The 25645-nt window shown below is 43.2% G+C and carries 23 protein-coding genes, 1 rRNA gene, 1 pseudogene and 1 riboswitch; of the genes and pseudogenes, 22 read left to right on the forward strand and 3 right to left on the reverse strand.

Going from position 1 to position 25645, the window contains the following annotated elements; all coding sequences use genetic code 11:
- Positions 1-335: 335 nt before the first annotated feature.
- Positions 336-452: ribosomal RNA gene (gene rrf, locus BO219_RS13580) — 5S ribosomal RNA — on the forward strand.
- Positions 453-580: 128 nt separating this feature from the next.
- On the opposite strand, the gene BO219_RS13585 is transcribed toward rrf, so the two are convergent.
- The gene (locus BO219_RS13585) at positions 581-970 is read right to left on the reverse strand and encodes an Hsp20/alpha crystallin family protein (RefSeq protein WP_006323577.1); all 390 of its coding nucleotides are present in this window, start codon (positions 968-970) and stop codon (positions 581-583) included.
- 151 nt (positions 971-1121) lie between these two features.
- Positions 1122-1223, forward strand: a riboswitch (purine riboswitch).
- 107 nt (positions 1224-1330) lie between these two features.
- Between BO219_RS13585 and purE the strand changes: the two genes are divergently transcribed.
- The 12 genes from purE (at position 1331) to purD (ending at position 13973) form a co-directional block, all read left to right on the forward strand.
- Positions 1331-1819 carry a 5-(carboxyamino)imidazole ribonucleotide mutase gene (gene purE / locus BO219_RS13590; protein ID WP_077429931.1) on the forward strand — a complete coding sequence of 163 codons (489 nt, stop codon included), beginning with the start codon at positions 1331-1333 and terminating at the stop codon, positions 1817-1819.
- Positions 1803-2951 (forward strand): 5-(carboxyamino)imidazole ribonucleotide synthase, encoded by a 1149-nt coding sequence (purK, locus tag BO219_RS13595; RefSeq protein WP_077429932.1) that lies wholly within the window; start codon positions 1803-1805, stop codon positions 2949-2951. The genes purE and purK overlap by 17 nt, the downstream gene beginning before the upstream one ends.
- On the forward strand, positions 2948-4243 hold the full coding sequence (gene purB / locus BO219_RS13600) for an adenylosuccinate lyase (RefSeq protein ID WP_006323587.1): 1296 nt from the start codon (positions 2948-2950) through the stop codon (positions 4241-4243). Before purK ends, purB begins: the two co-directional genes overlap by 4 nt.
- A 65-nt stretch (positions 4244-4308) precedes the next feature.
- The gene (purC, locus tag BO219_RS13605; protein ID WP_006323589.1) at positions 4309-5031 is read left to right on the forward strand and encodes a phosphoribosylaminoimidazolesuccinocarboxamide synthase; all 723 of its coding nucleotides are present in this window, start codon (positions 4309-4311) and stop codon (positions 5029-5031) included.
- A complete protein-coding gene (gene purS, locus BO219_RS13610) occupies positions 5019-5273 on the forward strand; it encodes a phosphoribosylformylglycinamidine synthase subunit PurS (RefSeq protein ID WP_006323591.1) in 255 nt (84 codons plus the stop codon). The genes purC and purS overlap by 13 nt, the downstream gene beginning before the upstream one ends.
- A complete protein-coding gene (purQ, locus tag BO219_RS13615) occupies positions 5270-5956 on the forward strand; it encodes a phosphoribosylformylglycinamidine synthase subunit PurQ (protein ID WP_077429933.1) in 687 nt (228 codons plus the stop codon). The genes purS and purQ overlap by 4 nt, the downstream gene beginning before the upstream one ends.
- Complete coding sequence (gene purL, locus BO219_RS13620) at positions 5940-8162, forward strand: phosphoribosylformylglycinamidine synthase subunit PurL (protein ID WP_077429934.1); 2223 nt, start codon at positions 5940-5942, stop codon at positions 8160-8162. Before purQ ends, purL begins: the two co-directional genes overlap by 17 nt.
- On the forward strand, positions 8138-9565 hold the full coding sequence (gene purF / locus BO219_RS13625) for an amidophosphoribosyltransferase (protein WP_077429935.1): 1428 nt from the start codon (positions 8138-8140) through the stop codon (positions 9563-9565). The genes purL and purF overlap by 25 nt, the downstream gene beginning before the upstream one ends.
- Positions 9528-10565, forward strand: a complete 1038-nt coding sequence (gene purM / locus BO219_RS13630; protein ID WP_077429945.1) for a phosphoribosylformylglycinamidine cyclo-ligase — start codon at positions 9528-9530, stop codon at positions 10563-10565. Before purF ends, purM begins: the two co-directional genes overlap by 38 nt.
- Complete coding sequence (gene purN, locus BO219_RS13635) at positions 10562-11164, forward strand: phosphoribosylglycinamide formyltransferase (RefSeq protein WP_077429936.1); 603 nt, start codon at positions 10562-10564, stop codon at positions 11162-11164. The genes purM and purN overlap by 4 nt, the downstream gene beginning before the upstream one ends.
- A complete protein-coding gene (gene purH / locus BO219_RS13640; protein ID WP_077429937.1) occupies positions 11142-12677 on the forward strand; it encodes a bifunctional phosphoribosylaminoimidazolecarboxamide formyltransferase/IMP cyclohydrolase in 1536 nt (511 codons plus the stop codon). The genes purN and purH overlap by 23 nt, the downstream gene beginning before the upstream one ends.
- Before the next feature lie 15 nt (positions 12678-12692).
- Entirely contained in the window at positions 12693-13973 is a 1281-nt protein-coding gene (gene purD, locus BO219_RS13645) for a phosphoribosylamine--glycine ligase (RefSeq protein WP_077429938.1), read from the forward strand.
- Here purD and BO219_RS15080 read toward each other — a convergent pair.
- Entirely contained in the window at positions 13936-14070 is a 135-nt protein-coding gene (locus BO219_RS15080) for an EYxxD motif small membrane protein (protein WP_329401973.1), read from the reverse strand. The genes purD and BO219_RS15080 overlap by 38 nt on opposite strands.
- 15 nt (positions 14071-14085) lie before the next feature.
- Positions 14086-14349: a YgaP family membrane protein gene (locus BO219_RS13650; RefSeq protein ID WP_004888777.1), complete on the reverse strand. Its 264-nt coding sequence runs from the start codon at positions 14347-14349 to the stop codon at positions 14086-14088.
- An 85-nt stretch (positions 14350-14434) separates the two neighbouring features.
- On the opposite strand from BO219_RS13650, the gene BO219_RS13655 reads away from it, so the two are divergent.
- The 9 genes and pseudogenes from BO219_RS13655 to BO219_RS14925 all read left to right on the forward strand — a co-directional run.
- Positions 14435-16177 (forward strand): adenine deaminase C-terminal domain-containing protein, encoded by a 1743-nt coding sequence (locus BO219_RS13655; RefSeq protein ID WP_077429939.1) that lies wholly within the window; start codon positions 14435-14437, stop codon positions 16175-16177.
- A 34-nt stretch (positions 16178-16211) separates the two neighbouring features.
- Entirely contained in the window at positions 16212-17234 is a 1023-nt protein-coding gene (locus tag BO219_RS13660; protein WP_077429940.1) for a DUF3048 domain-containing protein, read from the forward strand.
- Between the two features lie 10 nt (positions 17235-17244).
- Positions 17245-17562 (forward strand): YerC/YecD family TrpR-related protein, encoded by a 318-nt coding sequence (locus BO219_RS13665; RefSeq protein WP_006323616.1) that lies wholly within the window; start codon positions 17245-17247, stop codon positions 17560-17562.
- Between the two features lie 62 nt (positions 17563-17624).
- On the forward strand, positions 17625-18320 hold the full coding sequence (pcrB, locus tag BO219_RS13670; RefSeq protein WP_021095164.1) for a heptaprenylglyceryl phosphate synthase: 696 nt from the start codon (positions 17625-17627) through the stop codon (positions 18318-18320).
- A gap of 43 nt (positions 18321-18363) precedes the next feature.
- The gene (pcrA, locus tag BO219_RS13675) at positions 18364-20529 is read left to right on the forward strand and encodes a DNA helicase PcrA (RefSeq protein WP_021095165.1); all 2166 of its coding nucleotides are present in this window, start codon (positions 18364-18366) and stop codon (positions 20527-20529) included.
- A 5-nt stretch (positions 20530-20534) separates the two neighbouring features.
- Positions 20535-22553 (forward strand): NAD-dependent DNA ligase LigA, encoded by a 2019-nt coding sequence (gene ligA / locus BO219_RS13680; protein WP_077429941.1) that lies wholly within the window; start codon positions 20535-20537, stop codon positions 22551-22553.
- Positions 22554-22556: 3 nt separating this feature from the next.
- Positions 22557-23690, forward strand: a complete 1134-nt coding sequence (locus tag BO219_RS13685; RefSeq protein WP_077429942.1) for a CamS family sex pheromone protein — start codon at positions 22557-22559, stop codon at positions 23688-23690.
- A gap of 86 nt (positions 23691-23776) precedes the next feature.
- Positions 23777-25324 carry an L-glutamate gamma-semialdehyde dehydrogenase gene (pruA, locus tag BO219_RS13690; protein WP_077429943.1) on the forward strand — a complete coding sequence of 516 codons (1548 nt, stop codon included), beginning with the start codon at positions 23777-23779 and terminating at the stop codon, positions 25322-25324.
- A gap of 114 nt (positions 25325-25438) precedes the next feature.
- Positions 25439-25645: pseudogene (locus tag BO219_RS14925) on the forward strand (IS3-like element ISBt2 family transposase); the annotation flags it as partial.

The raw sequence follows: 25645 nt of genomic DNA on the forward strand, positions 1-25645 counted from the left end.
GCGAGGGCGCCTGTCCAGCCACGAAGAACGCGAAAGGCCTGCGAGGAGGCTGTTGCCGCCACAGCAGGACTGAAGCGGTTCGAGGGGCTAGGAGCCGCAGCTAGACAAAAGAAAAGCGAAGAACGGTTCTTGACGTAGTCAAGAAAACATCCGACGGAGCCGAAAGCTTTTGACGAAGACGTGCACGCACGTCGAACGGAAAAAGCGAAAGGCGTAGGAGGATGTTAGTTCGAAGCTAGACATCACGAAAAGCGAAGGCGACTGTTTAGCCTGTTATCTAGTTTTGAAGGAATTATCCTTCACGCCGAAAGAGGCGAAACGAAAAAGCATGTTTGCTCGGTGACGATGGCGGAGAGGTCACACCCGTTCCCATCCCGAACACGGAAGTTAAGCTCTCCAGCGCCGATGGTAGTTGGCGGGACACCGCCTGCGAGAGTAGGACGTTGCCGGGCGGACATGGTAAGTTAGAGGGCATCTCGACTTTGTTCTCTAACTTTTTTTGTCCATGTATTTGCGTTTAACGCTTTTACAATCCTCTCCCCCATAGTGAAGAGCTAACCAATGCTGGTTAGCTCATTTTTTATTTAATTTCTACTTTTCTCTTTATATGATCAGGAATAAGGCGATGAAGCTGAATAAAAAGCAACCCATTCTCGTATACAGCTTCCACTTTTTCGCCTACAGGAAAAGGAAGTTGTATTACTCGTTCAAAGGGTCCTTGTGTAATTCCTTCCTCAATTAATTCAAATCCTTCAAAATGTAATTGAACATTTGCTTTGATCTCCAATGTATTGTAATGAATATATACTTCTGCATCATGTACATTCTCTAAACCGGGGATGGCAACGACAACAAGCAACTCATGATCACGACGATACATATTGATGCCAGATGAATGAGAAGAAAAGGTATTTGATGCATTCCAAAAAGGATTAGAAAAAAATGCTTCCCATTGTTTTGTCCAGTCCACTGTTTTCCTCCTCTCTCTTTTTCTTTTACTATACGATGAAATGGATCAAAGGGTGAACTTTAAGTAAAATCCGAACATTAAATATTAAGTTTATAAAAATGTTCGATTTTATGTTGACATGATGGAAAAATGACTGGTAAGATGAAAGTAAGTGAATACATGATTGAACCCTCATATAATTTTGGGAATATGGCCCAAAAGTCTCTACCCAATAACCGTAAATTATTGGACTATGAGGGAAAGGATCTTATTGGCTTTTTTCACCCTAGGGGCGAAATATGTCCAGAATGATGCTTTCCCTTATGATCGAGGGACGTCGTTCTGGATTTTTTTCTGAATGATAAAAAGAGGTGAGTGTAAATGCAGCCACTTGTCGCTGTCATTATGGGAAGTCAATCGGACTGGGAAACGATGCGTCATGCGTGTGATATATTAGAGGAATTGCATATTCCATTTGAGAAAAAAGTTGTTTCAGCCCATCGTACACCAGATTTTATGTTTACATATGCTGAATCGGCTGAAGAGCGAGGAATTAAAGTCATTATTGCTGGAGCGGGAGGAGCTGCGCATTTACCGGGAATGGTAGCAGCAAAAACAACATTGCCCGTTATCGGTGTTCCGATTATGTCTAAGACGTTGAACGGTCTTGACTCATTGCTCTCTATCGTCCAAATGCCAGGTGGGGTACCAGTAGCAACGGTAGCGATCGGAACAGCAGGGGCTGTGAACGCTGCATTGCTTGCTGCGTCGATACTCGGGACGTATGAACCAACATATATGGAGGCATTACGGGCACGTCGTGAAACGATTCGAAAACAAGTGATGGAAAGTAGTGATCAGCTTGACTAAAATGATTGTTCCGGGGCAAACGATTGGCATTATTGGCGGAGGACAACTAGGAAGAATGATGGCGATCGCTGCGAAAGAGATGGGGTTTTTCGTTGCTGTACTCGATCCTACCCCACACTCTCCATGTGCTCAAGTCGCTGACATTGAAATTGTTGCTTCATATAGCGATGAACGAGCATTATGTCAGCTAGCTGAAGTAAGTGATGTCATCACCTATGAATTTGAAAATATTGATGCGGATGCATTGAATCGATTAGCAGAGAGAGGATATGTGCCTCAAGGAAGCGAGCTTCTTGCGATTACACAACATCGTTGGAAAGAAAAGAGAGCCGTTCAGTCTGCTGGCTTACCTGTTGCGCCTTATCGTCTTGTATTCAAAGAAGAGGAACTAGAGGAAGCGATTCGAGAGATAGGCATTCCATCTGTATTGAAAACGTGCCGTGGTGGATATGATGGAAAAGGGCAAGTTGTTATTCGTTGTTTAGATGATGTGCATAAGGCTCGTTCACTTTTAGCCAACGGTGAGTGTGTGTTAGAAGCATGGGTTCCTTTTGTAAAAGAATTATCCATCATCGTTGTACGCAATGTTTCTGGTGAAATGGCGCTGTTTCCTGTCGTTGAAAACATTCATCGCGACAACATTTTACATGAAACGATTGCGCCGGCTCAGGTGAGTGAACGCATTATCGAACAAGCTGAAACATATGCGAAACAGTTAGCAGAAGCGTTTCAACTTGTAGGGACGTTAGCGATTGAAATGTTTTTGACTAAAAACGGACAATTGTATGTGAATGAACTTGCCCCTAGACCGCACAACTCAGGTCATTATACAATAAACGGTTGTATCACATCGCAATTTCAACAACATATTCGCGCCATTTGCGATTGGCCGCTTGGCAGTACGAAACTGTTAAAACCGGCAATGATGGTCAATGTGTTAGGAGAACATGTGGATGCTGTGATTCGCAACATCGCTCAATTGGGTGAGGCACACGTTCATTTTTATGGCAAAAAAGAAGCAAAGCCGAAGCGGAAAATGGGACATATCACATGGTTGGTTGACGATGTCGATGCGATGCAACGAAAAATAGACGAATTTTCCATTTGGACAGATCGGAGGATGAACGTATGATTGAACGTTACACAAGACCTGAAATGGGCGCCATTTGGACGGAAGAAAACCGTTTTCGTGCTTGGTTGGAAGTCGAAATTTTAGCATGTGAAGCATGGGCGGAGTTAGGTGTCATTCCAAAAGAAGATGTGGAAAAAATCCGCCAACATGCGTCTTTTGACATCGACCGCATAAAACAAATCGAAGAAGAGACACGCCATGATGTTGTTGCCTTTACGCGTGCGGTATCAGAAACGCTAGGAGAAGAACGAAAATGGGTACATTACGGCCTTACGTCTACGGATGTGGTTGATACAGCATTATCATACTTATTAAAACAAGCAAATGAAATTTTATTGCGTGACTTAGAGAACTTTATTGCTGTACTAAAAGAAAAAGCGATTGAACATAAATATACGGTCATGATGGGGCGGACACACGGTGTTCATGCTGAGCCAACGACATTTGGATTAAAATTGGCGCTTTGGTATGCCGAAATGGAGCGAAATTTAGAACGTTTCAAGCAAGCAGCCGAAACGGTACGCGTTGGAAAAATTTCTGGTGCTGTTGGTACGTATGCCAATATCGATCCGTTTGTTGAGCAGTACGTATGTGAAAAACTTGGCTTACAGCCTGCGCCTATTTCGACGCAAACGTTACAGCGTGATCGTCATGCCCACTATATGGCGACGCTCGCTTTAATTGCAACATCGATTGAAAAATTTGCTGTTGAAATTCGAGGATTGCAAAAAAGTGAAACGCGTGAAGTGGAAGAATTTTTCGCTAAAGGACAAAAAGGTTCGTCAGCGATGCCACATAAACGTAACCCGATCGGTTCAGAAAATATGACAGGAATGGCTCGCGTCATTCGTGGGTATATGTTAACGGCGTATGAAAATGTACCGCTTTGGCATGAGCGTGACATTTCGCATTCGTCGGCGGAGCGTATTATTTTACCGGATGCAACGATCGCTTTAGACTACATGCTCAACCGCTTTACAAATATCGTGAAAAACTTGACCGTATTCCCAGAAAACATGAAGAAGAATATGGATCGCACGCTCGGACTTATTTATTCACAACGCGTATTGCTAGCGCTTATTGACACAGGTATGACGCGTGAGGAAGCGTATGATCTTGTACAACCAAAGGCGATGGAAGCATGGGAAAAACAAGTGCCGTTCCGCTCGTTAATTGAAGCAGACGAAGTGATTACAAGTCGTTTAACGAAGGATCAAATCGCAGATTGCTTCGATTACAATTATCATTTAAAACATGTCGATACAATTTTTCGGCGACTTGGCTTGCAATAGGTAAGGCCTTTGCCTTGCCTACAGGCTAAAAATTCCTAATATTCTGGATAAATGGGGGAGAGAACATGGAGAAGCAATACCTTCTATACGAAGGAAAGGCGAAAAAAGTGTATGCAACGAATGAGAAGCATGTATTATGGATCGAGTATAAAGATGAGGCAACAGCATTTAACGGCGAAAAAAAAGCAACGATTGTTGGGAAAGGGAGGCTAAATAACGAGATTACAAGTTTACTATTTTCCTTGTTGCATGAGGCAGGTGTAAGCAATCATTTTATTCGCAAAATATCTGATACTGAACAGCTTGTGCGACAAGTGACGATTATTCCCCTCGAAGTTGTTGTCCGCAATATCGTCGCCGGTAGTTTAGCGAAACGAATTGGTTTAGAGGAAGGAACCGTGATGAAAAAACCGATTGTAGAATTTTACTATAAAAACGACGACTTAGGCGATCCCCTATTAACGGAAGATCATATCGCTTTGTTACAGCTCGCCACTCATGATGAGCTTTTGCACATGAAACAGATGGCGTTACGCATTAACGACATTTTAACTTCCTTATTTCGTTCATGTGACTTACAGCTCGTTGACTTCAAATTAGAGTTTGGAAAAGATGAAACGGGAGCGGTATTGTTGGCGGATGAAATTTCCCCAGATACGTGTCGATTATGGGATGTACACACGAAAGAAAAATTTGATAAAGATGTATTTCGTCGTGATTTAGGCGACTTAACAGAAACATATACGAAACTTTTACAACGATTAGGAGGATTATCATGTACAAAGTAAAAGTGTATGTCACATTGCGTGAAAATGTATTAGATCCGCAAGGCAATGCGGTAAAAGGAGCATTGCATAGCTTAAACTATCGTGAAGTGCAAGATGTACGAATCGGGAAGTTTATGGAGTTACTCGTCGAAAAAAGTGATCGTAACATCGATGCAGTTGTGAAAGAGATGTGTGAAAAGTTACTTGCGAATACCGTCATTGAAGATTATCGCTACGAGATTGAGGAGGTTGTCGTTCAGTGAAATTTGCGGTCGTTGTATTCCCAGGCTCCAATTGCGACGTCGATATGTATCATGCCATTTCAGATGAATTAGGGGAGGAAGTTGAATACGTTTGGCATGATGTGGATTGCTTAGATGATTTTGATGCCATTCTTTTGCCGGGCGGCTTTTCATATGGGGATTATTTACGCTCTGGAGCGATTGCACGCTTTTCTAACGTGATGAAGGCGATCAAAAAAGCAGCCGATGAAGGCAAGCCGATTTTAGGTGTATGTAACGGATTTCAAATTTTACTTGAAGCAGGACTTCTCCCAGGTGCGATGCGACGCAACAATACGTTAACGTTTATTTGCCGTCCGGTAAAGCTTCGTGTCGAAAATAACGAAACGATGTTTACATCGCAATACGAGCAAGGAGAAGTGATTACAATCCCCATTGCGCACGGAGAAGGAAACTATTATTGTGATGAACAAACGTTACAACAGCTTATCGCTAATAACCAAATTGTTTTTCGGTATGAGGGAGAAAATCCAAACGGCAGTTTATTCAACATTGCGGGCATCGTGAATGAAAAGGGAAACGTGCTTGGTATGATGCCACACCCTGAGCGAGCTGTTCATGAGTTGCTTGGAGGGGCAGATGGTTTAAAACTGTTTCAATCAATTGTGACATATTGGAGGGACGCACATGTCGTTACTACTTGAGCCAAGTCCAACAATGATTAAAGAACAGAAGATGTATCGTGACATGGGATTAACAGATGAAGAGTTTGCGATGATTGAGCGTATTCTTGGACGTTTGCCTAATTATACAGAAACGGGCATTTTTTCTGTCATGTGGTCAGAACATTGTAGCTATAAAAATTCGAAACCTGTATTAAAAAAGTTTCCGACTGAAGGGAAACATGTGCTCCAAGGACCAGGAGAAGGCGCTGGTATTGTCGATATTGGAGATGGGTTAGCGGTAGCATTTAAAATTGAAAGCCATAACCATCCATCTGCGATTGAGCCGTATCAAGGGGCTGCCACAGGTGTTGGGGGAATTATTCGCGATGTCTTCTCGATGGGGGCAAGACCAATTGCGTTATTAAACTCGCTCCGCTTTGGCGAATTAACGTCACCGCGTGTGAAATATTTATTCGAGCGCGTTGTCGCAGGGATTGCGGGATATGGAAATTGTGTCGGTATTCCGACCGTTGGTGGTGAAGTGCAATTTGATGCGGCGTACGAAGGAAACCCGCTTGTAAATGCGATGTGCGTCGGGGTGATTCGACATGAAGATATTCAAAAAGGAATCGCATCAGGCGTTGGAAATACAGTTATGTATGTTGGCGCGAAAACGGGGCGTGACGGCATTCATGGGGCGACATTTGCATCAGAAGAATTAACGGAACAATCTGAACAAAAACGGCCAGCTGTGCAAGTCGGGGATCCATTTATGGAAAAATTGCTTCTTGAAGCTTGTTTGGAAGTCATTCATTGCGATGCACTCGTTGGTATGCAAGATATGGGGGCGGCCGGTTTAACAAGCTCGTCGGCGGAAATGGCGAGCAAAGCAGGTTCTGGTATTGAACTAAACTTAGATCTCGTTCCACAACGTGAAACAGGAATGACACCGTATGAGATGATGCTGTCTGAATCACAAGAACGCATGCTTCTCGTTGTGAAAAAAGGTCGCGAACAAGAAATCATGGATGTATTTTCAAAATATGGACTAGAGGCAAAAGCGATCGGGCGTGTCACAGATGACCATATGTTGCGTTTGTATCATCATGGAGAAGTTGTTGCTGAAATTCCGGTTGACGCGCTGGCGAAAGATGCTCCTGTTTATCATAAACCGTCGCAAGAACCGGCGTATTATCGTGATTTTCAAACGATGGAGTACGTACCGACAGTTGATAACTATGAAGAAACATTGCTTGCGCTGTTAAGCCAGCCGACGATTGCAAGTAAAGAATGGGTATATGAGCAATACGACTATATGGTGCGGACAAACACGGTTGTGGCTCCAGGATCTGACGCAGCTGTTTTACGCATTCGTGGCACAAATAAAGCGTTAGCGATGACAACGGATTGTAATTCTCGTTACGTATACTTAGATCCAGAAGTCGGTGGGAAAATTGCGATTGCAGAAGCAGCACGAAACATTGTTTGTTCTGGGGCTCAGCCACTTGCTGTCACCGATTGCTTAAATTTTGGTAATCCAGAGAAGCCTGAAATTTTTTGGCAACTTGAAAAAGCAGTAGAGGGAATGAGCGAAGCGTGTCGTGTGCTAGAAACGCCTGTCATTAGCGGAAATGTATCGCTTTATAATGAGACGAACGGTGAAGCCATTTATCCAACACCGATTGTCGGGATGGTTGGTATCGTTGAACATATTAGTCATATTACGACACAAGCATTTAAACAACCTGGCGACTTGATTTATGTCATTGGGGAAGCTAAGCAAGAATTTGGTGGGAGCGAGCTACAAAAATGGCTAACAGGTCGTATTTTCGGCAAAGCTCCAACGATTGATTTACATGTTGAAGCGAAACGACAACGCCAACTTCTCGCTGCCATTCGAGCTGGGGTTGTAGCGTCAGCACACGATGTATCAGAAGGGGGCTTAGCTGTTGCCCTTGCGGAATGTGTAATGAGCGCACAAGGTTTAGGGGCACGTGTGGCGATTGAAGGTGATGTCGTGGCTGAATTGTTTAGCGAGACACAATCACGTTTTATTGTTTCTGTGAAAAAAGAGCATCAACAAATGTTTGAGCGACTTGTTCAAGCGGTACGTATCGGGGAAGTGACCAATGACGGAACGCTCCATGTGACAGCCGGGGGTACGTGTATTCTCCACGTTCCAGTAGAAACGATGCGAAATGTATGGAAAGGAGCTATTCCATGCTTGCTGAAATCAAAGGATTAAATGAAGAATGCGGAATTTTTGGCATTTGGGGACATGAAGAAGCAGCGACGTTGACATATTACGGACTGCATAGTTTACAACATCGTGGTCAAGAAGGAGCGGGAATCGTTGTCGGTGGAAATGGAACGCTCCAGTTTCATAAAGGACTCGGTTTAGTGACGGAAGTATTTGGTCGTGGGGAATTAGCGCAATTAACGGGCATGGCTGCGATCGGCCACGTCCGTTACTCTACTGCTGGTGGGGGCGGATATGCAAATGTTCAACCGCTTTTATTCCGTTCCCAAGGCGGTAGTTTGGCGCTTGCGCATAACGGAAATTTAGTGAATGCAGATGAATTGCGCTTCCGTTTAGAACAACAAGGGAGCATTTTTCAAACGACGTCTGATACCGAAGTGCTTGCTCATTTAATTAAGCGTAGTGATGAGCCGGTTTTAAAAGAGCGAATTAAAGAAGCATTAACACATTTACGTGGCGCTTTTGCCTTTCTTATTTTAACGGAAACGGAAATGTATATTGCGCTTGATCCACATGGTTTTCGTCCTTTATCGCTTGGGCGCTTAGGTGAGGCGTACGTTGTGGCATCGGAAACGTGTGCGTTTGATGTCATTGGTGCGACATATGAGCGGGAAGTGGAGCCAGGAGAGCTCATTATGATTAATAAACAAGGGATTCGTTCCGAGCGTTTCGCCCCTAAAGTAGCTCGCTCCATTTGTAGTATGGAATATATTTATTTCGCTCGCCCGGACAGCAATGTGGACGGCATTAACATTCATACAGCGCGGAAAAATCTTGGCAAGCGGTTAGCATTTGAAGCACCTGTTGAAGCAGACGTTGTTACAGGTGTGCCGGATTCGAGCATTTCGGTAGCCATTGGTTATGCGGAGGCAACAGGCATTCCATATGAGTTAGGGTTAATTAAAAATCGGTATGTTGGACGGACGTTTATTCAGCCATCGCAGGCACTTCGTGAACAAGGTGTAAAAATGAAATTATCGCCTGTCCGTGGAGTTGTAGCTGGGAAGCGAGTTGTCATGGTCGATGATTCCATCGTACGTGGAACGACGAGCAAGCGTATCGTTCGCATGCTTCGTGAGGCAGGAGCGACGGAAGTACACGTACGCATTAGTTCACCACCGATTACGCATCCATGTTTTTATGGCATCGATACATCAACGAAAGAAGAGCTTATTGCGGCTAACCATACGATCGAACAAATTCGACAACTCATTGAAGCGGACTCTCTTGCTTTTTTAAGTCCAGAAGGGCTTTTGCAAGCGATTGGAAGACCAAACGATTCAGCAAACTGTGGGCAATGTTTAGCTTGTTTTACAGGACAATATCCGACGAAGATTGGAGGAGAGCATGTTGGCACATGTGTACAAACAAGCCGGTGTGAATATTGAAGCTGGATATGAAGCGGTAGAGCGGATGAAAAAACATGTCGCCAAAACTGCCCGAATCGGTGCACTTGGAAGCTTAGGTGGTTTTGGAGGAATGTTTGACCTCTCTTCGCTCGGGTATAAACAACCTGTCCTTGTATCTGGAACAGACGGTGTAGGGACGAAACTAATGCTTGCATTCGCCCTAGACCGGCACGATACGATCGGAATTGATTGCGTAGCGATGTGCGTAAACGATATTGTCGTACAAGGAGCAGAGCCGCTTTTTTTCCTTGATTACATCGCTTGCGGAAAAGCGGTGCCTGAAAAAATCGAACATATTGTAAAAGGAATTTCTGATGGCTGTGTCGAAGCAGGCTGTGCCCTCATCGGGGGAGAAACAGCGGAAATGCCGGGTATGTATCCCGAAGATGAATACGATGTAGCTGGGTTTGCGGTTGGAGTAGTGGAAAAAGAAAAACTTGTTACAGGAGATGCGATTGCTTCTGGCGATGTGCTGATCGGTTTAGCTTCAAGTGGCTTGCATAGCAACGGATATTCGCTCGTTAGAAAAATTATAAAAGATGCGAATTTGCAATTGGATCACGTATATGAACCATTTTCTCGAACGCTTGGTGAAGAACTATTGACCCCTACACGCATTTATGTTCGAGCAGTACTTGAAGCGTTAAAACAATTCCATATCAAAGGGATGGCGCATATTACAGGAGGAGGTTTTATCGAAAACATTCCACGTATGTTGCCGAATGGATTACAAGCCGAAATCGATTACGGTTCATGGCCGATTCCATCAATTTTTAACTTTTTACAACAATACGGACAGCTACAACGAATCGATATGTTCAATATTTTTAATATGGGTATCGGGTTTGTATTAGCGGTTGATAGCCGTGTTGTGCCAGACGTTGTACAGTTGCTTGAAGCGTGTGGAGAAGAGGCGTACATTATCGGTCGTGTAAAAGAAGGAACGGGTGTATCATTTGCTGGAGGAAAAATCGAATGAAGCGGATAGCTATTTTTGCTTCAGGAAGCGGCACGAATTTTCAAGCGATTGTTGATGCCGTAAAAAAAGGAGATATTCAAGCCGAAGTGGCGCTTCTTGTATGTGATCGACCGCAAGCGAAAGTGATTGAACGAGCGATGCGTGAACACGTGCCGATATTTGTTTTTAACCCTAAACAATATGAAACGAAACAACAATTTGAACGTGAGATTTTACAACAACTACAACAAAAAGAAATCGACTTAGTTGTTCTTGCTGGTTATATGCGGCTTATCGGTCCAACGCTTTTACAGGCATATCCGAACAGAATTGTAAACATTCATCCCTCTCTTCTGCCGGCGTTTCCAGGAAAAGATGCGATTGGCCAAGCGTATCGCTACGGTGTGAAAGTGACAGGGGTTACAGTGCATTACGTTGATGAAGGAATGGATACGGGACCAATTATTGCGCAACGGGCACTATATATTGATGACGGAGAACCATTAGAAAGCGTTGAGCGCCGCATTCATGAAATTGAACATGTGTTGTATCCGCAAGTCATTCAACAATTGTTGACGGAGAAAGGGAGTACAAAGAATGAAAAGACGAGCAATTATTAGCGTGTCAAATAAAAAAGGAATTGTTACATTTGCTAAGCAACTAGCAGAGCTTGGAGTAGAAATCATTTCAACAGGTGGTACAAAGCGTGTATTAGCAGAACACGGAATCCCTGTGACAAGCATTTCTGATGTGACAAACTTCCCAGAAATTTTAGACGGACGGGTCAAAACATTGCACCCAAATATTCACGGTGGACTGTTAGCTGTGCGAGATGACGAAACACATCAACAGCAGCTACAAGCACATAACATCACGCCGATCGATTTTGTTGTTGTCAATTTATATCCGTTTCAAGAAACGATCGCAAATCCGAACGTGACGCTGATGGAAGCGATTGAACAGATCGATATTGGCGGCCCGACGATGCTTAGAGCAGCAGCGAAAAATCACGCTTATGTGACAGCGGTTGTGGATCCAGCTGATTATCACTTAGTCATTGAACAACTGAAACAATACGATGAAGTGTTGCTTGAGACGAGACGGGCGTTAGCTGCAAAAGTATTTCGCCATACTGCAGCGTATGATGCGATGATTGCACAATATTTGACAAACGTCGTTGGAGAAACGTATCCGGAAACGATGACGATGACGTTTGTGAAAAAACAATCGTTACGATATGGTGAAAATCCACATCAAACGGCTGCATTTTACGAAAAACCGCTCAGTTCACCATTTTCTATTACAAAAGCGAAGCAATTACATGGAAAAGAACTGTCTTACAACAACATTAACGATGCCAATGCAGCTTTACAAATTGTAGGGGAATTCACTGAACCAGCGGTGGTAGCGGTGAAACATATGAATCCGTGTGGAGTCGGCGTTGGCCAGACGATCGCTGAAGCGTTTCAAAAAGCTTACGAAGCCGACCCAACGTCCATTTTCGGTGGCATCGTGGCGCTTAATCGTGAAGTTGACGAACAAACGGCTGCGAAATTACATGACATTTTTTTAGAAATTGTTATCGCTCCGTCATTTACAGAACAAGCGCTAGAAATTTTAACGAGAAAGAAAAACATTCGTCTGTTAACGATCGATTTTGAAGCAGAAAGGAAAAAAGAACCATTTGTCGTATCGGTACGTGGGGGACTACTTGTTCAAGACGAAGACACGTATACAATTGATGATGCGACATTGCGAGTTGTTACAGAAAGAAAACCGACAGAAGAAGAATGGTCGAATTTAACGTTCGCTTGGCGTGTGGTGAAACATGTCAAATCGAATGCGATTGTACTCGCGAAAAACGGGATGACGATTGGTGTCGGCGCTGGACAAATGAACCGTGTAGGTGCGGCAAACATCGCAATAGAACAAGCCGGCGATCGTGCGAAAGGAGCTGTATTAGCCTCCGATGCGTTTTTCCCGATGAGTGATACTGTTGAAGCCGCTGCACAGGCGGGAGTGACTGCCATTATTCAACCGGGTGGTTCGATTCGCGATGAAGATTCTATTCAAAAAGCAAATGAATACGGTATTACGATGGTATTTACAGGAGTACGCCATTTTAAACATTAAAGGAGGCGGCAAAGGATGAAAGTGCTCATTATCGGGCGCGGTGGTCGCGAACATGCACTTGTATGGAAAGTAGCCCAAAGCCCGCTTGTCACTCGTGTATATGTGGCGCCAGGAAACGATGGGATGAATAGTATGGCTACGCGCGTTCCGATTGCGGAAACGGATGTTGAAACACTTGTGCAATGGGCGAAAAAAGAAGCAATCGATTTGACGATCGTTGGTCCGGAAGCTCCGTTGTTAGCGGGTATTGTCGATCGTTTTGAAGATGAAGGATTGCGCATTTTCGGTCCAAAACAGCAAGCCGCGTTGATTGAAGGAAGCAAAGCGTTTGCAAAGGACATGATGAAAAAGTACAACATCCCGACGGCAAATTATGCGACGTTTACAAATTACGATGAAGCCGTTCAATATGTGCATGAACAAGGAACCCCGATTGTGATTAAAGCGGATGGACTTGCAGCGGGAAAAGGTGTCACGGTAGCAATGACGATCGACGAAGCGCTTCATGCGTTGCATGATATAATGGTCGCCAAAAAGTTCGGTGAAGCTGGTGCCCAAGTTGTCATTGAGCAATATTTACAGGGCGAAGAATTTTCCTTGATGACGTTTGTGCATGGAGAACGAGTGTATCCAATGGTTATCGCCCAAGATCATAAACGTGCATTCGATGGCGATCAAGGTCCAAATACAGGAGGAATGGGGGCTTATTCCCCTGTTCCGCAAATTAGCGAACAAATGGTGCATGAAGCGGTTGAAACAGTTGTGAAACCGATCGCGAAGGCACTGAAACAAGAAGGATGTGCATTTACAGGATTTTTGTATGCCGGCTTAATTGCAACCGAACGAGGACCGAAAGTAATAGAGTTTAATGCACGATTTGGCGATCCGGAAGCACAAGTGATTTTACCTCGGTTGCAAAATGATCTTGTTGAGGTCATTGCCTCGCTTTTGGAAGATCGACCGATCACGTTGCATTGGAGTGACGAAGCAACGATTGGGGTTGTGTTGGCGGCGAAAGGATATCCTGAACAATATGAAAAAGGTGCTGTTATTCGTGGTCTAGAACGTATAACGAGAGCACAAATTTTCCACGCTGGCACAAAACGTGTGGACGATGAGTGGGTAACAGATGGGGGACGAGTGCTCCTTGTTGTGGCGAGTGGGAACACGTTGAAAGAAGCACAACGTCTTGTGTATGAACAAATTCAGAACATTGACTGTGCCCAACTTTTTTATCGACGTGATATTGGCAATAAAGCTATCGCGCACGTCGCTTGCGAACGTATACAAAACTAAGGGCAACGATGCTGCCAATTAAAAGAATAAGAATAAAGAATGTATCTGTTATATATTCAGCAATCATACTTTCTCTCCTTTCCCCCCTTGTATGCATACAAGGGGGTTATTGTTACGAAGGGTTAACTGGCTCAATCGGAATCGCTTTCTCATTCTCATTGTTGCTGTCACAATGGCATTGATATCGTTCAAACAAAGCCATCACAGGACAAAAACGAACGATACCTTCTGCGATTTTCATCGCAGCGAGCATCATGACCCAAATATACGATTCACGCCACGGTTTGCGAGAAAAATTGGCAGTTGCCCAAGCTAGCATCGTAAATCCGCATGTGATGCGAATCATCGCATTGATGATACCGATATTTTGTTTCATATTCATCCTCCTTTTTGTTTGTGAAATTTGCTTTCATCCGTTAAAATGTGAATAGACGATGGTACGATTTAGGAGGAAAGCGATCATGATGGAAAAACGATATCGATGGAAAAACGAACAAATTCGCCGACACGTTGCCGTTGTTGACGGAAAGAAAGCACCAACAAAAGTGTTCATGAACGCAACGTATTTACATCCATACATACGTCAATGGGTACAAGGAAACGTTTGGGTTTGCGATGACCGAATTGTATATGTCGGTCCAAATAAACCGAAGCAACTCGATTCATGCGAAGTAGTGGACTGCTCGAATCAAGTGCTTGTTGCTGGCTATATGGAGCCACATGCTCATCCGTTTCAGTTATATAATCCCCATACGTTAGCGGAATATGCAGCACAGCACGGTACAACAACACTTATTAATGACAATCTATTCCTTTTTTTACAGTTAACAAAAAAGAAAGCGTTTTCTTTTTTGTCCGCTATGGAAAAACAACCGGTGACGATGTATTGGTGGTGCCGACTGGATCCACAGACAGAAATGAACGGAGAAGAGCATTTTTTTTCGTATAAAAACATGAAAAGTTGGCTGGAAAATGATGCGGTATTACAAGTTGGCGAATTGACTGGATGGCCAAAGCTGTTAGAAGGGGACGATTTCATTCTCCATTGGATACAGGAAGCGAAAAAGATTGGCAAAAAAGTGGAAGGTCATTTTCCGGGAGCTTCAGATCGAACGTTAACAAAAATGAAATTGTTTGGTGCTGATGCGGATCATGAAGCGATGACTGGAAGTGATGTGTATAAGCGTTTAATGCAAGGATATACCGTATCATTGCGTCATTCGTCCATTCGCCCTGATTTGCCGACGTTGCTTAAAGAAATGAGACAATGCGGCATTCATCATTACGATCATTGCATGTTTACGACAGATGGCTCAACACCTGCGTTTTATGAAAATGGAATGATCGACGAAATGATTCGCATTGCATTACAAGAAGGAGTAAGCGATATTGATGCATATAGCATGGCCACATGGAACGTTGCTCGTTATTATAATATCGATCATTTGCACGGAAGCATTACGCCAGGACGCATTGCACACATTAACATTCTTGAACATGCTTCTAATCCGACTCCTATTTCTGTTTTAGCGAGTGGACAATGGGTCAAACGTGACGGTGTACCTGTCGCTGCTTTTCCAACAGTTAATTGGGATATACACGGTCTTTCGCCACTTTCGCTATCTTGGGACTTACAGATGGATGATTTACAGTTTTCAATGCCGTTAGGGATGTATATGGAGAACTCGGTCATTATTAAGCCATATTCGATTTCGATTGATACATCTGCTGATGAGCTATCAGCGGATCATGATGAAAGCTTTTTAATGCTTATTGATCGCAACGGAAAATGGCGTGTAAACACTATATTAAAAGGGTTTGCGACACATGTGCAAGCACTTGTTAGTTCGTACTCTAATACAGGGGACATTATTTTAATCGGGAAAAGTAAACGTGATTTGTTGTTTGCTTTTGAACGTATGAAACAAATCGGAGGCGGTATTGTCCTTTGCGAACACGGAGAAATCATTCATGAAATCCCGCTTCCTTTAGGCGGATTAATGTCGGCAAAACCGATGGAAGTGTTAATGGAAGAAGAAAAAACGCTCGGCGAACTGTTGCGAGCGCGCGGTTATGCGTTTGCGGATCCAATTTACACTTTGCTTTTTTTATCATCGACACATTTGCCGTATATTCGTATTACACCGAAAGGAATTTACGATGTTATGCATAAAACAGTACTCTTTCCGACAATAATGCGTTAAAATATAAAAGGGAAGGAAATGAAAGGTTGGGTTCATGTTGCGGCGATTACTTTTTGGATTGATCATCATGACGGTGTTTATGTTCGGTACCGGATGTCAACGTCCACAATCAAATGTAGAAGAAAACGGGTCCCCACCAAAGACAGTTGAACAACGAAATGAACAAAAAACAGAAGAAACAGCGTGGACATTTCCGTTAACAGGCATGCCAGCAAAAGAAAAAGCGATGCAACGTGCGGTTGCGGTGATGATTAATAACTATCCTGCCGCTCGACCACAGTCGGGGTTACATAAAGCAGACATCGTGTATGAAGTGCTTGCTGAAGGAGATATTACAAGGTTTTTAGCTATTTATCAAAGTGAACAGCCTGAAGTCATTGGTCCTGTTCGAAGCGCAAGAGATTATTTTATTCAATTAAGCAACGGCTTTCATGCCTTATATGTATGCCACGGTTGGAGTCCGAAGGCCCAAACGTTATTAAAGTCTGGTGCTGCAGATTACGTAAATGGCTTATTTTATGACGGAACGTTATTTTGGCGAGATCGTTCACGAAAATCACCACACAATTCATATATTTCTTTTGAAAATATTAAAAAAGGGGCTGAAAAAAACGGCTATGCTTTCGAAGAAGAAGTCAAACCGCTACCTTTTTTTACAAACGACTTGACGAATGCTGTAAAAGCAACGAATATTGATGTGGTGTACTCTAAACGATCGTATGCCCACGTTCATTATGCATATGACGGAACGAAATACGTTCGTTCGAGCGGCGATGAGCTGACGGTAGATCGGGAGACGAATACACCGATTGCGGTAGAAAATGTGTTTGTGATTGAAGCGATACATCGAATTATTGATGACTATGGTCGGAGAGATATTGACTTTACATCAGGTGGAAAAGGATACTTATTCCAAAAAGGAACAGTACAGGAAGTAGAGTGGAAAAATGTTGAGGGGCGCCTTCTCCCTTACAAAAGCGGTGTTCCACTCGGATTTGTTCCAGGGAAAACATGGATTCAAGTCGTTCCAAATCTCGAACAAGTACAATATGAATAGGGGGACGTATATGCAAATTAATAAATTGCGAGGCAGAGAGCTTGACCAATTATTTCGAGCGATTTTGTCATTAAAAGATTTAGAAGAATGTTATCGTTTTTTCGATGACTTATGTACGGTTAATGAAATACAAGCGCTTGCGCAACGTTTGGAAGTAGCGCGCATGTTGCGTGAAGGATATACGTATCATAAAATTGAGACAGAAACAGGGGCAAGCACAGCGACGATTTCACGCGTAAAGCGCTGCTTAAACTATGGAAATGATGCGTATGCGATGGCACTTGACCGTATTTATAACGAACAACAGGAAGAGGCTGGCTCACAGTGAGTCAGCTTCTTTTTACGATGTTTTGGTATGATTTTTGTTATAATGAGATGAGGTGAAAAAACATGAATGAGATGACAACATGGCGACATGTGTTTAAATTAGATCCGAACAAAGCCATTACTGACGAACAGTTAGAACAAGTATGTGAATCAGGTACCGATGCGATTATCGTCGGTGGAACAGACGGTGTAACGCTTGAAAACGTTATTGACTTACTTGCACGTGTGCGTCGTTTTTCCGTTCCTTGTGCGCTAGAAGTATCAAATATCGAGGCAGTCACACCTGGATTTGACTATTATTTCATTCCCATGGTGCTCAATAGCCGCGATCTTACTTGGTTAATTGATTTACATCACGAAGCGGTCAAACAGTTTGGTGATTTAATCAATTGGGAAGAACTGTTTGTTGAAGGGTATTGTATTTTAAATGACGACTGTAAAGCGGCATCATTAACGAGGGCGCGAACGAATGTAACAGAGGAAGATGTCATCGCTTATGCTCGCATGGCGGAACATATATATCATTTTCCTATCTTTTATATGGAATATAGTGGGCGATACGGAGATGTAAGGCTTGTCGAGAAAGTAAAGCGGACGCTAAAACACACCCGTTTGTTTTATGGCGGTGGCATTCATACACCAGCCCAAGCGAAAGAGATGGCGATGTGGGCGGATACAGTTGTTGTTGGCAACGCTATTTATACAAATTTACAAATGGCATTACAAACAGTCGAAGCGGTAAAAGGAAAATCAACATAAATGGAGAATAAAAAAGAGAACATATGTTTTGGTGGTGAAAAAAATGAGTATGTCGGCACATATGCTGTTGGATGGATTAAATGAAAAGCAAAAAGAAGCGGTAAAAACGACAGAAGGACCGCTTCTAATCATGGCGGGAGCAGGAAGTGGCAAAACGCGCGTATTAACGCATCGCATCGCCTATTTAATGGCGGAAAAAGACGTTGCTCCGTGGAACATTTTAGCGATTACGTTTACAAACAAAGCCGCACGTGAAATGAAAGAACGCGTGGAGCGCATCGTTGGAAAGCAAGCGGAAGATATATGGATTTCGACGTTTCATTCGATGTGCGTCCGCATTTTACGACGTGACATCGATCGCATTGGCATTCATGCGAACTTTTCTATTTTAGACCCGACTGATCAATTATCGGTGTTAAAACATATTTTAAAAGATCGCAATATTGATCCGAAAAAATATGATCCACGTGCGCTTTTAGGTGCGATTAGCAGCGCGAAAAACGATTTGGTGACACCAGAAAAATATGCCGAACAAGCAGCAAACCCATATGAAAAGCTTGTAGCGGAAGTGTATCAAGAATATCAAAAACGATTGTTGCGCAATCATGCGCTTGATTTTGATGATTTAATTATGACGACGATCCAATTATTTCAACGCGTTCCGGAAGTGTTGGAATATTATCAACGAAAGTTCCAATACATTCATGTCGATGAATATCAAGATACGAACCGTTCGCAATATTTGCTTGTGAACATGCTTGCAAAACGTTTTCAAAACTTATGTGTCGTCGGGGATTCCGATCAGTCCATTTATCGTTGGCGCGGTGCCGACATTAGCAACATTTTATCGTTTGAAAAAGACTATCCGAATGCAAAAGTGATTTTGCTTGAACAAAATTACCGTTCAACGAAACGGATTTTACAAGCAGCGAATGCGGTCATTGAACATAACACGCAACGAAAACCGAAAAAACTTTGGACAGAAAATAGCGAAGGGCAAGCGCTTGTGTATTACGAAGCGATGACGGAAGTCGATGAAGCGCAATTTGTCGTTGGAAAAATTAAAGAATATGTCGATGACGGAAAACGAACGTATAAAGATTTTGCGGTTTTATATCGGACGAATGCGCAATCGCGCGTGCTTGAAGAAATGTTATTGAAGGCGAACATTCCATATAAAATTGTCGGTGGGTTAAAATTCTATGATCGAAAAGAAATTAAAGACATTTTAGCGTATTTACGGTTAATCGCGAATCCAAACGATGACATTAGTTTCACGCGCATTATTAACGTACCAAAACGCGGCATAGGGGCATCGACAATTGATAAAATTGCAGCATATGCTTCGAGTCAAGGGATATCGATGTTTGATGCGCTTGGTTCCATTGAAGAAATGGGGATTAGCGCTCGCATCGCTGCACCGCTCGTACAATTTCGCGAACAAATTCATCATTGGAGCCAAATGCAACACTATTTATCTGTAACCGAGCTTGTTGAAGATGTACTCGATCGCTCGGGTTACCGCGATATGCTTCGCGAAGAAAAAACGTTAGAAGCACATAGCCGACTAGAGAACATCGATGAGTTTTTATCAGTGACTCAACATTTTGAACAAGTAAATGAAGATAAGTCGCTCGTTGCCTTTTTGACAGACTTGGCGCTTGTAGCAGATATCGACCAGCTTGATAATAATAGCGAAGGACAAACAAATGATGCGGTCGTTTTAATGACGCTCCATTCAGCCAAAGGATTAGAGTTTCCTGTCGTCTTTTTAGTCGGGCTGGAAGAAGGGATCTTCCCACATAACCGTTCATTAAATGATGAAGATGAAATGGAAGAAGAGCGTCGTTTGGCGTATGTCGGCATTACTCGTGCTGAAGAAGAACTGTTTTTAACGCGCGCCCATATGCGTACGTTATTTGGACAAACGCATGTCAATGCCCCATCTCGTTTTATTGATGAAATTCCTGAAGAATTGATTGAATATGCGCATAAACGAGTGAAAAAATCATCCGCATCCGTGCGTCCATCTACTGCTTCGCAAGGGGAATGGCGCGTGGGGGATAAAGTAAGTCATAAAGTATGGGGAGTTGGCACAATCGTTCGTGTAAAAGAAAGCGATGGCGATCAAGAACTAGATGTTGCTTTTTCAAGCCCAATTGGAATTAAACGACTATTGGCGAAATTTGCTCCGATTACGAAAGTGTAGAAAGGATGAAAAACGTGGCACAACACGACGTTGAAAAGCAAATTGCTGAATTGCGCGGACAAATTGAAAAACATAATTACGCATATTACGTGTTAGATCAACCGTCTATTTCTGATGCTGAGTATGATGAATTAATGAGGAAATTAATGGAGTTAGAGGAGCAATATCCGCAATATAAAACGCCGGACTCTCCATCGCAGCGCGTTGGTGGCGCCCCATTAGAAGCGTTTCAAAAAGTGACCCACCGTGTGCCGATGCTTAGTTTAAGCAACGCTTTCAATGAAGGAGACTTGCGAGATTTTGATCGCCGTGTTCGTCAAGAAGTTGGCGATGTGCGTTACGTATGTGAATTGAAAATTGATGGTTTAGCGGTGTCGCTGCGCTATGAAGACGGTTATTTTGTACAAGGGGCGACGCGTGGTGATGGAACGACTGGTGAAGATATTACCGAGAATTTAAAAACGATTCGCTCGTTGCCGCTTCGATTACGGAAACAAGTGACCATTGAGGTGCGTGGCGAAGCGTATATGCCGCGAAAATCGTTTGAAAAATTAAATGAAAAGCGAAAAATGAACGGGGAAGAATTGTTTGCGAATCCGCGTAACGCGGCAGCTGGCTCGCTTCGACAACTTGATCCGAAAGTTGCTGCTTCTCGTCAATTAGACATATTTGCATACCATGTCGTCAACGCAGAAGAGCTCGGAATTTTGTCACATAGCGCAGCGCTTAATTATTTAGATGAGCTTGGATTTAAAACAAATCCAGCGCGACAAGTATGTGAAACGATTGATGATGTGCTTTCTTATATCGAACAATGGCATGAACGACGTGCGTCATTGCCGTATGATATTGACGGGATCGTCATTAAAGTAGACGCATTTGCGCAGCAAAAGCAACTTGGGGCGACAGCAAAAAGTCCGCGCTGGGCGATTGCTTACAAATTTCCTGCTGAAGAAGTTGTTACACAACTTGTTGATATTGAGCTAAGTGTCGGTCGGACAGGCGTGGTGACTCCGACAGCCATTTTGCAGCCGGTACGCGTCGCAGGAACGATCGTGCAACGCGCATCACTTCATAATGAAGACTACATTCGTGAAAAAGATATTCGTCTCGGCGATTACGTTGTCATAAAAAAAGCAGGCGATATTATTCCAGAGGTTGTTCGTTCGTTGCCTGAGCGACGGACAGGAAAAGAAGAGCCATTCGATATGCCAACCCATTGCCCAGCGTGTGCGAGCGAGCTTGTTCGACTGGATGATGAAGTTGCCCTCCGCTGCGTGAATCCACAATGTCCGGCACAAATTCGAGAAGGGCTGATTCATTTCGTCTCACGTCAAGCGATGAACATTGACGGACTAGGTGAAAAAGTCATTGCTCAACTATTTGAGCATGGTCTTGTTCGCAGCGTGGCAGATTTGTACACATTAACGAAAGACGAGCTTGTCGCATTAGAACGAATGGGGGAAAAATCAGCAACAAACTTACTGCAAGCGATTGAAACATCGAAACAAAATTCACTGGAGCGCTTATTGTTTGGTCTCGGTATTCGCCACGTTGGCGCAAAAGCGGCAAAAACGTTAGCGGAACATTTTGAAACGATGGAACGCCTCCAACAAGCGACAAAAGAAGAGCTGACGGCCATTCACGAAATCGGTGAAAAAATGGCGGATTCAATCGTCACGTATTTTTCAAAAGAAGAAGTGAAGCAGTTGCTTGAACGTTTGCGGGCATATGGTGTCAATATGACATATAAAGGAGCAAAACAGACAGTCGATATAAGCTCCACGTTTGCTGGGAAGACGTTTGTTTTAACAGGTACGTTGCAATCGATGTCGCGGAGTGAAGCAAAAGAAGCAATTGAGGCGTTAGGTGGAAAAGTGACAGGGAGCGTCAGTAAAAAAACAGACGTTGTTGTTGTCGGTGAAGACGCGGGATCAAAACTAGAGAAGGCGAAACAGCTTGGCATTACAATTTGGGATGAAGCGCGTTTTCTTCAAGAAATACAACAATCAAAGCAGGTGTGAACGATGAAAAAGTGGATCATATTGCTTGCTTGTATGCTTCTTACTTTGTCAGCATGCGCGCCAAAATTTAATCAAGAAGAGCAAGTAGTGCAAGAGACAGATAATAAAAAACAAAAGGCGATTATTCCAAAGTACAACATTTCTAATTCGTATTATCGTACCATTTTACCTTTTCAACCTGGAGAGGCGCGCGGGCTTGTCGTTGAAAATGTGAACACAAGATTAGATATGGATGAATTTGAACTCGGTTTAATGCGCATCGCACAAGATAAGTTTTCTCCGTCGCAATATTTATTTCAACAAGGACAATATTTAGATCGAAAAACGATTGAGTCATGGCTTAAACGAAAGCAAGGAAATGGCGAAGGGTTGAATCCTGCTCTAGGAAATACAGGGACAAATGCAGAAAAAAATAAAAAATCTCCCCTTTACATTTCACATATTTTAGAGCATAACTACTTAGTGAAAACAGAAAACGATAAAGTGAAATTAGGCGGGGTTGTCATCGGACTTGCGATGAATTCTGTTCATTACTATGAAACAGAAGAAGGATATCCACGCGAAGTAAAAATTTCAAAAAGCGATATGGAGAAGGAAGGGAAAAAAGCAGCGGCGGAAATTGTTTCTCGCTTACGTCAAATCGATGGGTTAAAGGAAGTGCCAATTGTTGTTGGTTTATTTGAGCAACAACCAAAATCGTCTATCGTTCCAGGACACTTTTTTGCGGTTGGTTATGTTGATAAGGGAGGTAACGATATTCAAGATTGGGAAAAAATAAATGAAGAATATTATGTGTTTCCATCGGATGAAGCGGAAAAAAATCATCGCGATGATTTAGTGAAATTTTTAAATTTAAAATCCGATATTGAAGAATTTTTCCCGAATTATACTGGAGTGATTGGCAGGGCGTTTTATCGCGATGACCAATTGCAACAATTGACAATTGATATTGTGATGCAGTTTTACGGAAAAACAGAAGTCATCGGATTTACGCAATATGTCACAGGTCTTCTTATGGAAAAAATGCCTGATTACATGCCGATCTCTGTTTACATTTCTTCGGTGCGTGGACCGGAGAGCATCATTATAAAAAATCCAGATCAAAATGAGCCGTTCGTTCACATCTATCAGCCATAAAAAATTTGAATATGTATGATCCATCCATTAGAATGGAATTGTGTGTATGAAAACGCTTTTGTAATTTCAACAAAGGGGGCTTACATATGGTACAACCTTACAAACATGAACCATTTACAGATTTTACAGTCGAAGCAAACAAAAAAGCGTTTGAAGAAGGGTTAAAAACGGTGCAAGCCTATCTCGGTCAAGATTATCCGCTTGTCGTTGGCGGCGAACGCATCATGACAGAAGATAAAATTGTTTCCATCAACCCAGCAAATAAAACAGAAGTTGTTGGTCGCGTAGCGAAAGCCAATAAAGATTTAGCAGAAAGAGCGATGCAAACAGCAGATGCAGCGTTTAAATGGTGGAGCAAAACGAAGCCAGAAATGCGTGCAGACATTTTATTCCGCGCTGCTGCCATCGTCCGCCGTCGTAAACATGAGTTTTCAGCATTGCTGGTGAAAGAAGCAGGAAAGCCGTGGAAAGAAGCGGATGCTGATACAGCGGAAGCGATTGATTTTATGGAATATTATGCACGTCAAATGTTGAAGTTGAAAGATGGCATTCCTGTCGAAAGCCGTCCAGGAGAAACGAACCGCTTCTTCTACATTCCGCTTGGCGTTGGCGTTGTCATTTCACCATGGAACTTCCCATTTGCGATTATGGCGGGAACAACCGTTGCCGCGCTTGTCACAGGAAATACGGTGTTGTTAAAACCAGCGAGCGCAACGCCAGTCGTAGCATATAAGTTCGTTGAAGTGCTAGAAGAAGCAGGTCTTCCAGCAGGCGTATTAAACTACATTCCAGGAAGCGGCGCAGAAGTAGGCGACTACTTAGTAGATCATCCGCGCACACGTTTCATTAGCTTTACAGGTTCGCGCGACGTCGGCATTCGCATTTACGAGCGCGCAGCGAAAGTGCATCCAGGACAAATTTGGCTCAAGCGTGTCATTGCGGAAATGGGCGGAAAAGATACAATCGTTGTCGACAAAGAAGCAGATTTAGAATTGGCGGCACAATCAATTGTTGCATCTGCTTTTGGCTTCTCTGGGCAAAAATGCTCGGCATGCTCGCGTGTCGTTGCGCTTGAAGATATATACGACCAAGTATTAAACCGCGTCGTTGAGTTAACGAAGCAATTAAAAGTCGGCAACCCTGAAGAACAAAGCACGTTTATGGGGCCGGTTATTGACCAATCGGCGTACAACAAAATTATGGAATATATCGAAATTGGTAAACAAGAAGGCAAGCTTATGACAGGCGGTGAAGGAGACGACTCGAAAGGCTTCTTCATTCAGCCAACGGTATTTGCGGATGTCGATCCGAAAGCGCGCATTATGCAAGAAGAAATTTTCGGACCTGTTGTGGCATTTACGAAAGCAAAAGACTTCGATCATGCGCTTGAAATTGCCAACAATACCGAATATGGCTTAACAGGTGCCGTCATTTCAAACAACCGCTTTAACTTAGAAAAAGCGCGTGAAGAGTTCCATGTTGGTAACCTGTACTTTAACCGCGGTTGCACAGGTGCCATCGTCGGCTATCATCCGTTCGGTGGGTTCAACATGTCTGGAACAGACTCAAAAGCAGGCGGCCCAGACTACTTACTTCTTCATATGCAAGCAAAAACGGTATCTGAAATGTTTTAATGGAAAAACCCCTCTTGGCGAAAAACGTGAAGTGACCCAGTAAAATGGGACAAGGAAAAAACACCTCCTGAATCGAATGTATAACTCACTTCGATTTGTGGAGGTGTTTGTCTTATGGGGACAAGAGTTCATTATCCAGAGGAGATCAAGTGGAAAGCTATCGAGATGAAACAAGCAGGGTATACCAACCGAGAAATTATGGAGACGTTAGGGATTAAAAATAAGACGCAGATCAAGACATGGATGAGATGGTATAAAAATGGCGAAACTCATCGGTTTTCTCAGCCTGTAGGGAAGCAATATGTATGGGGGAAAGGGGCA

It is taken from the genome of Anoxybacillus kestanbolensis, from assembly GCF_001996285.1.
In the GTDB taxonomy this organism is placed as follows: domain Bacteria; phylum Bacillota; class Bacilli; order Bacillales; family Anoxybacillaceae; genus Anoxybacillus; species Anoxybacillus kestanbolensis_A.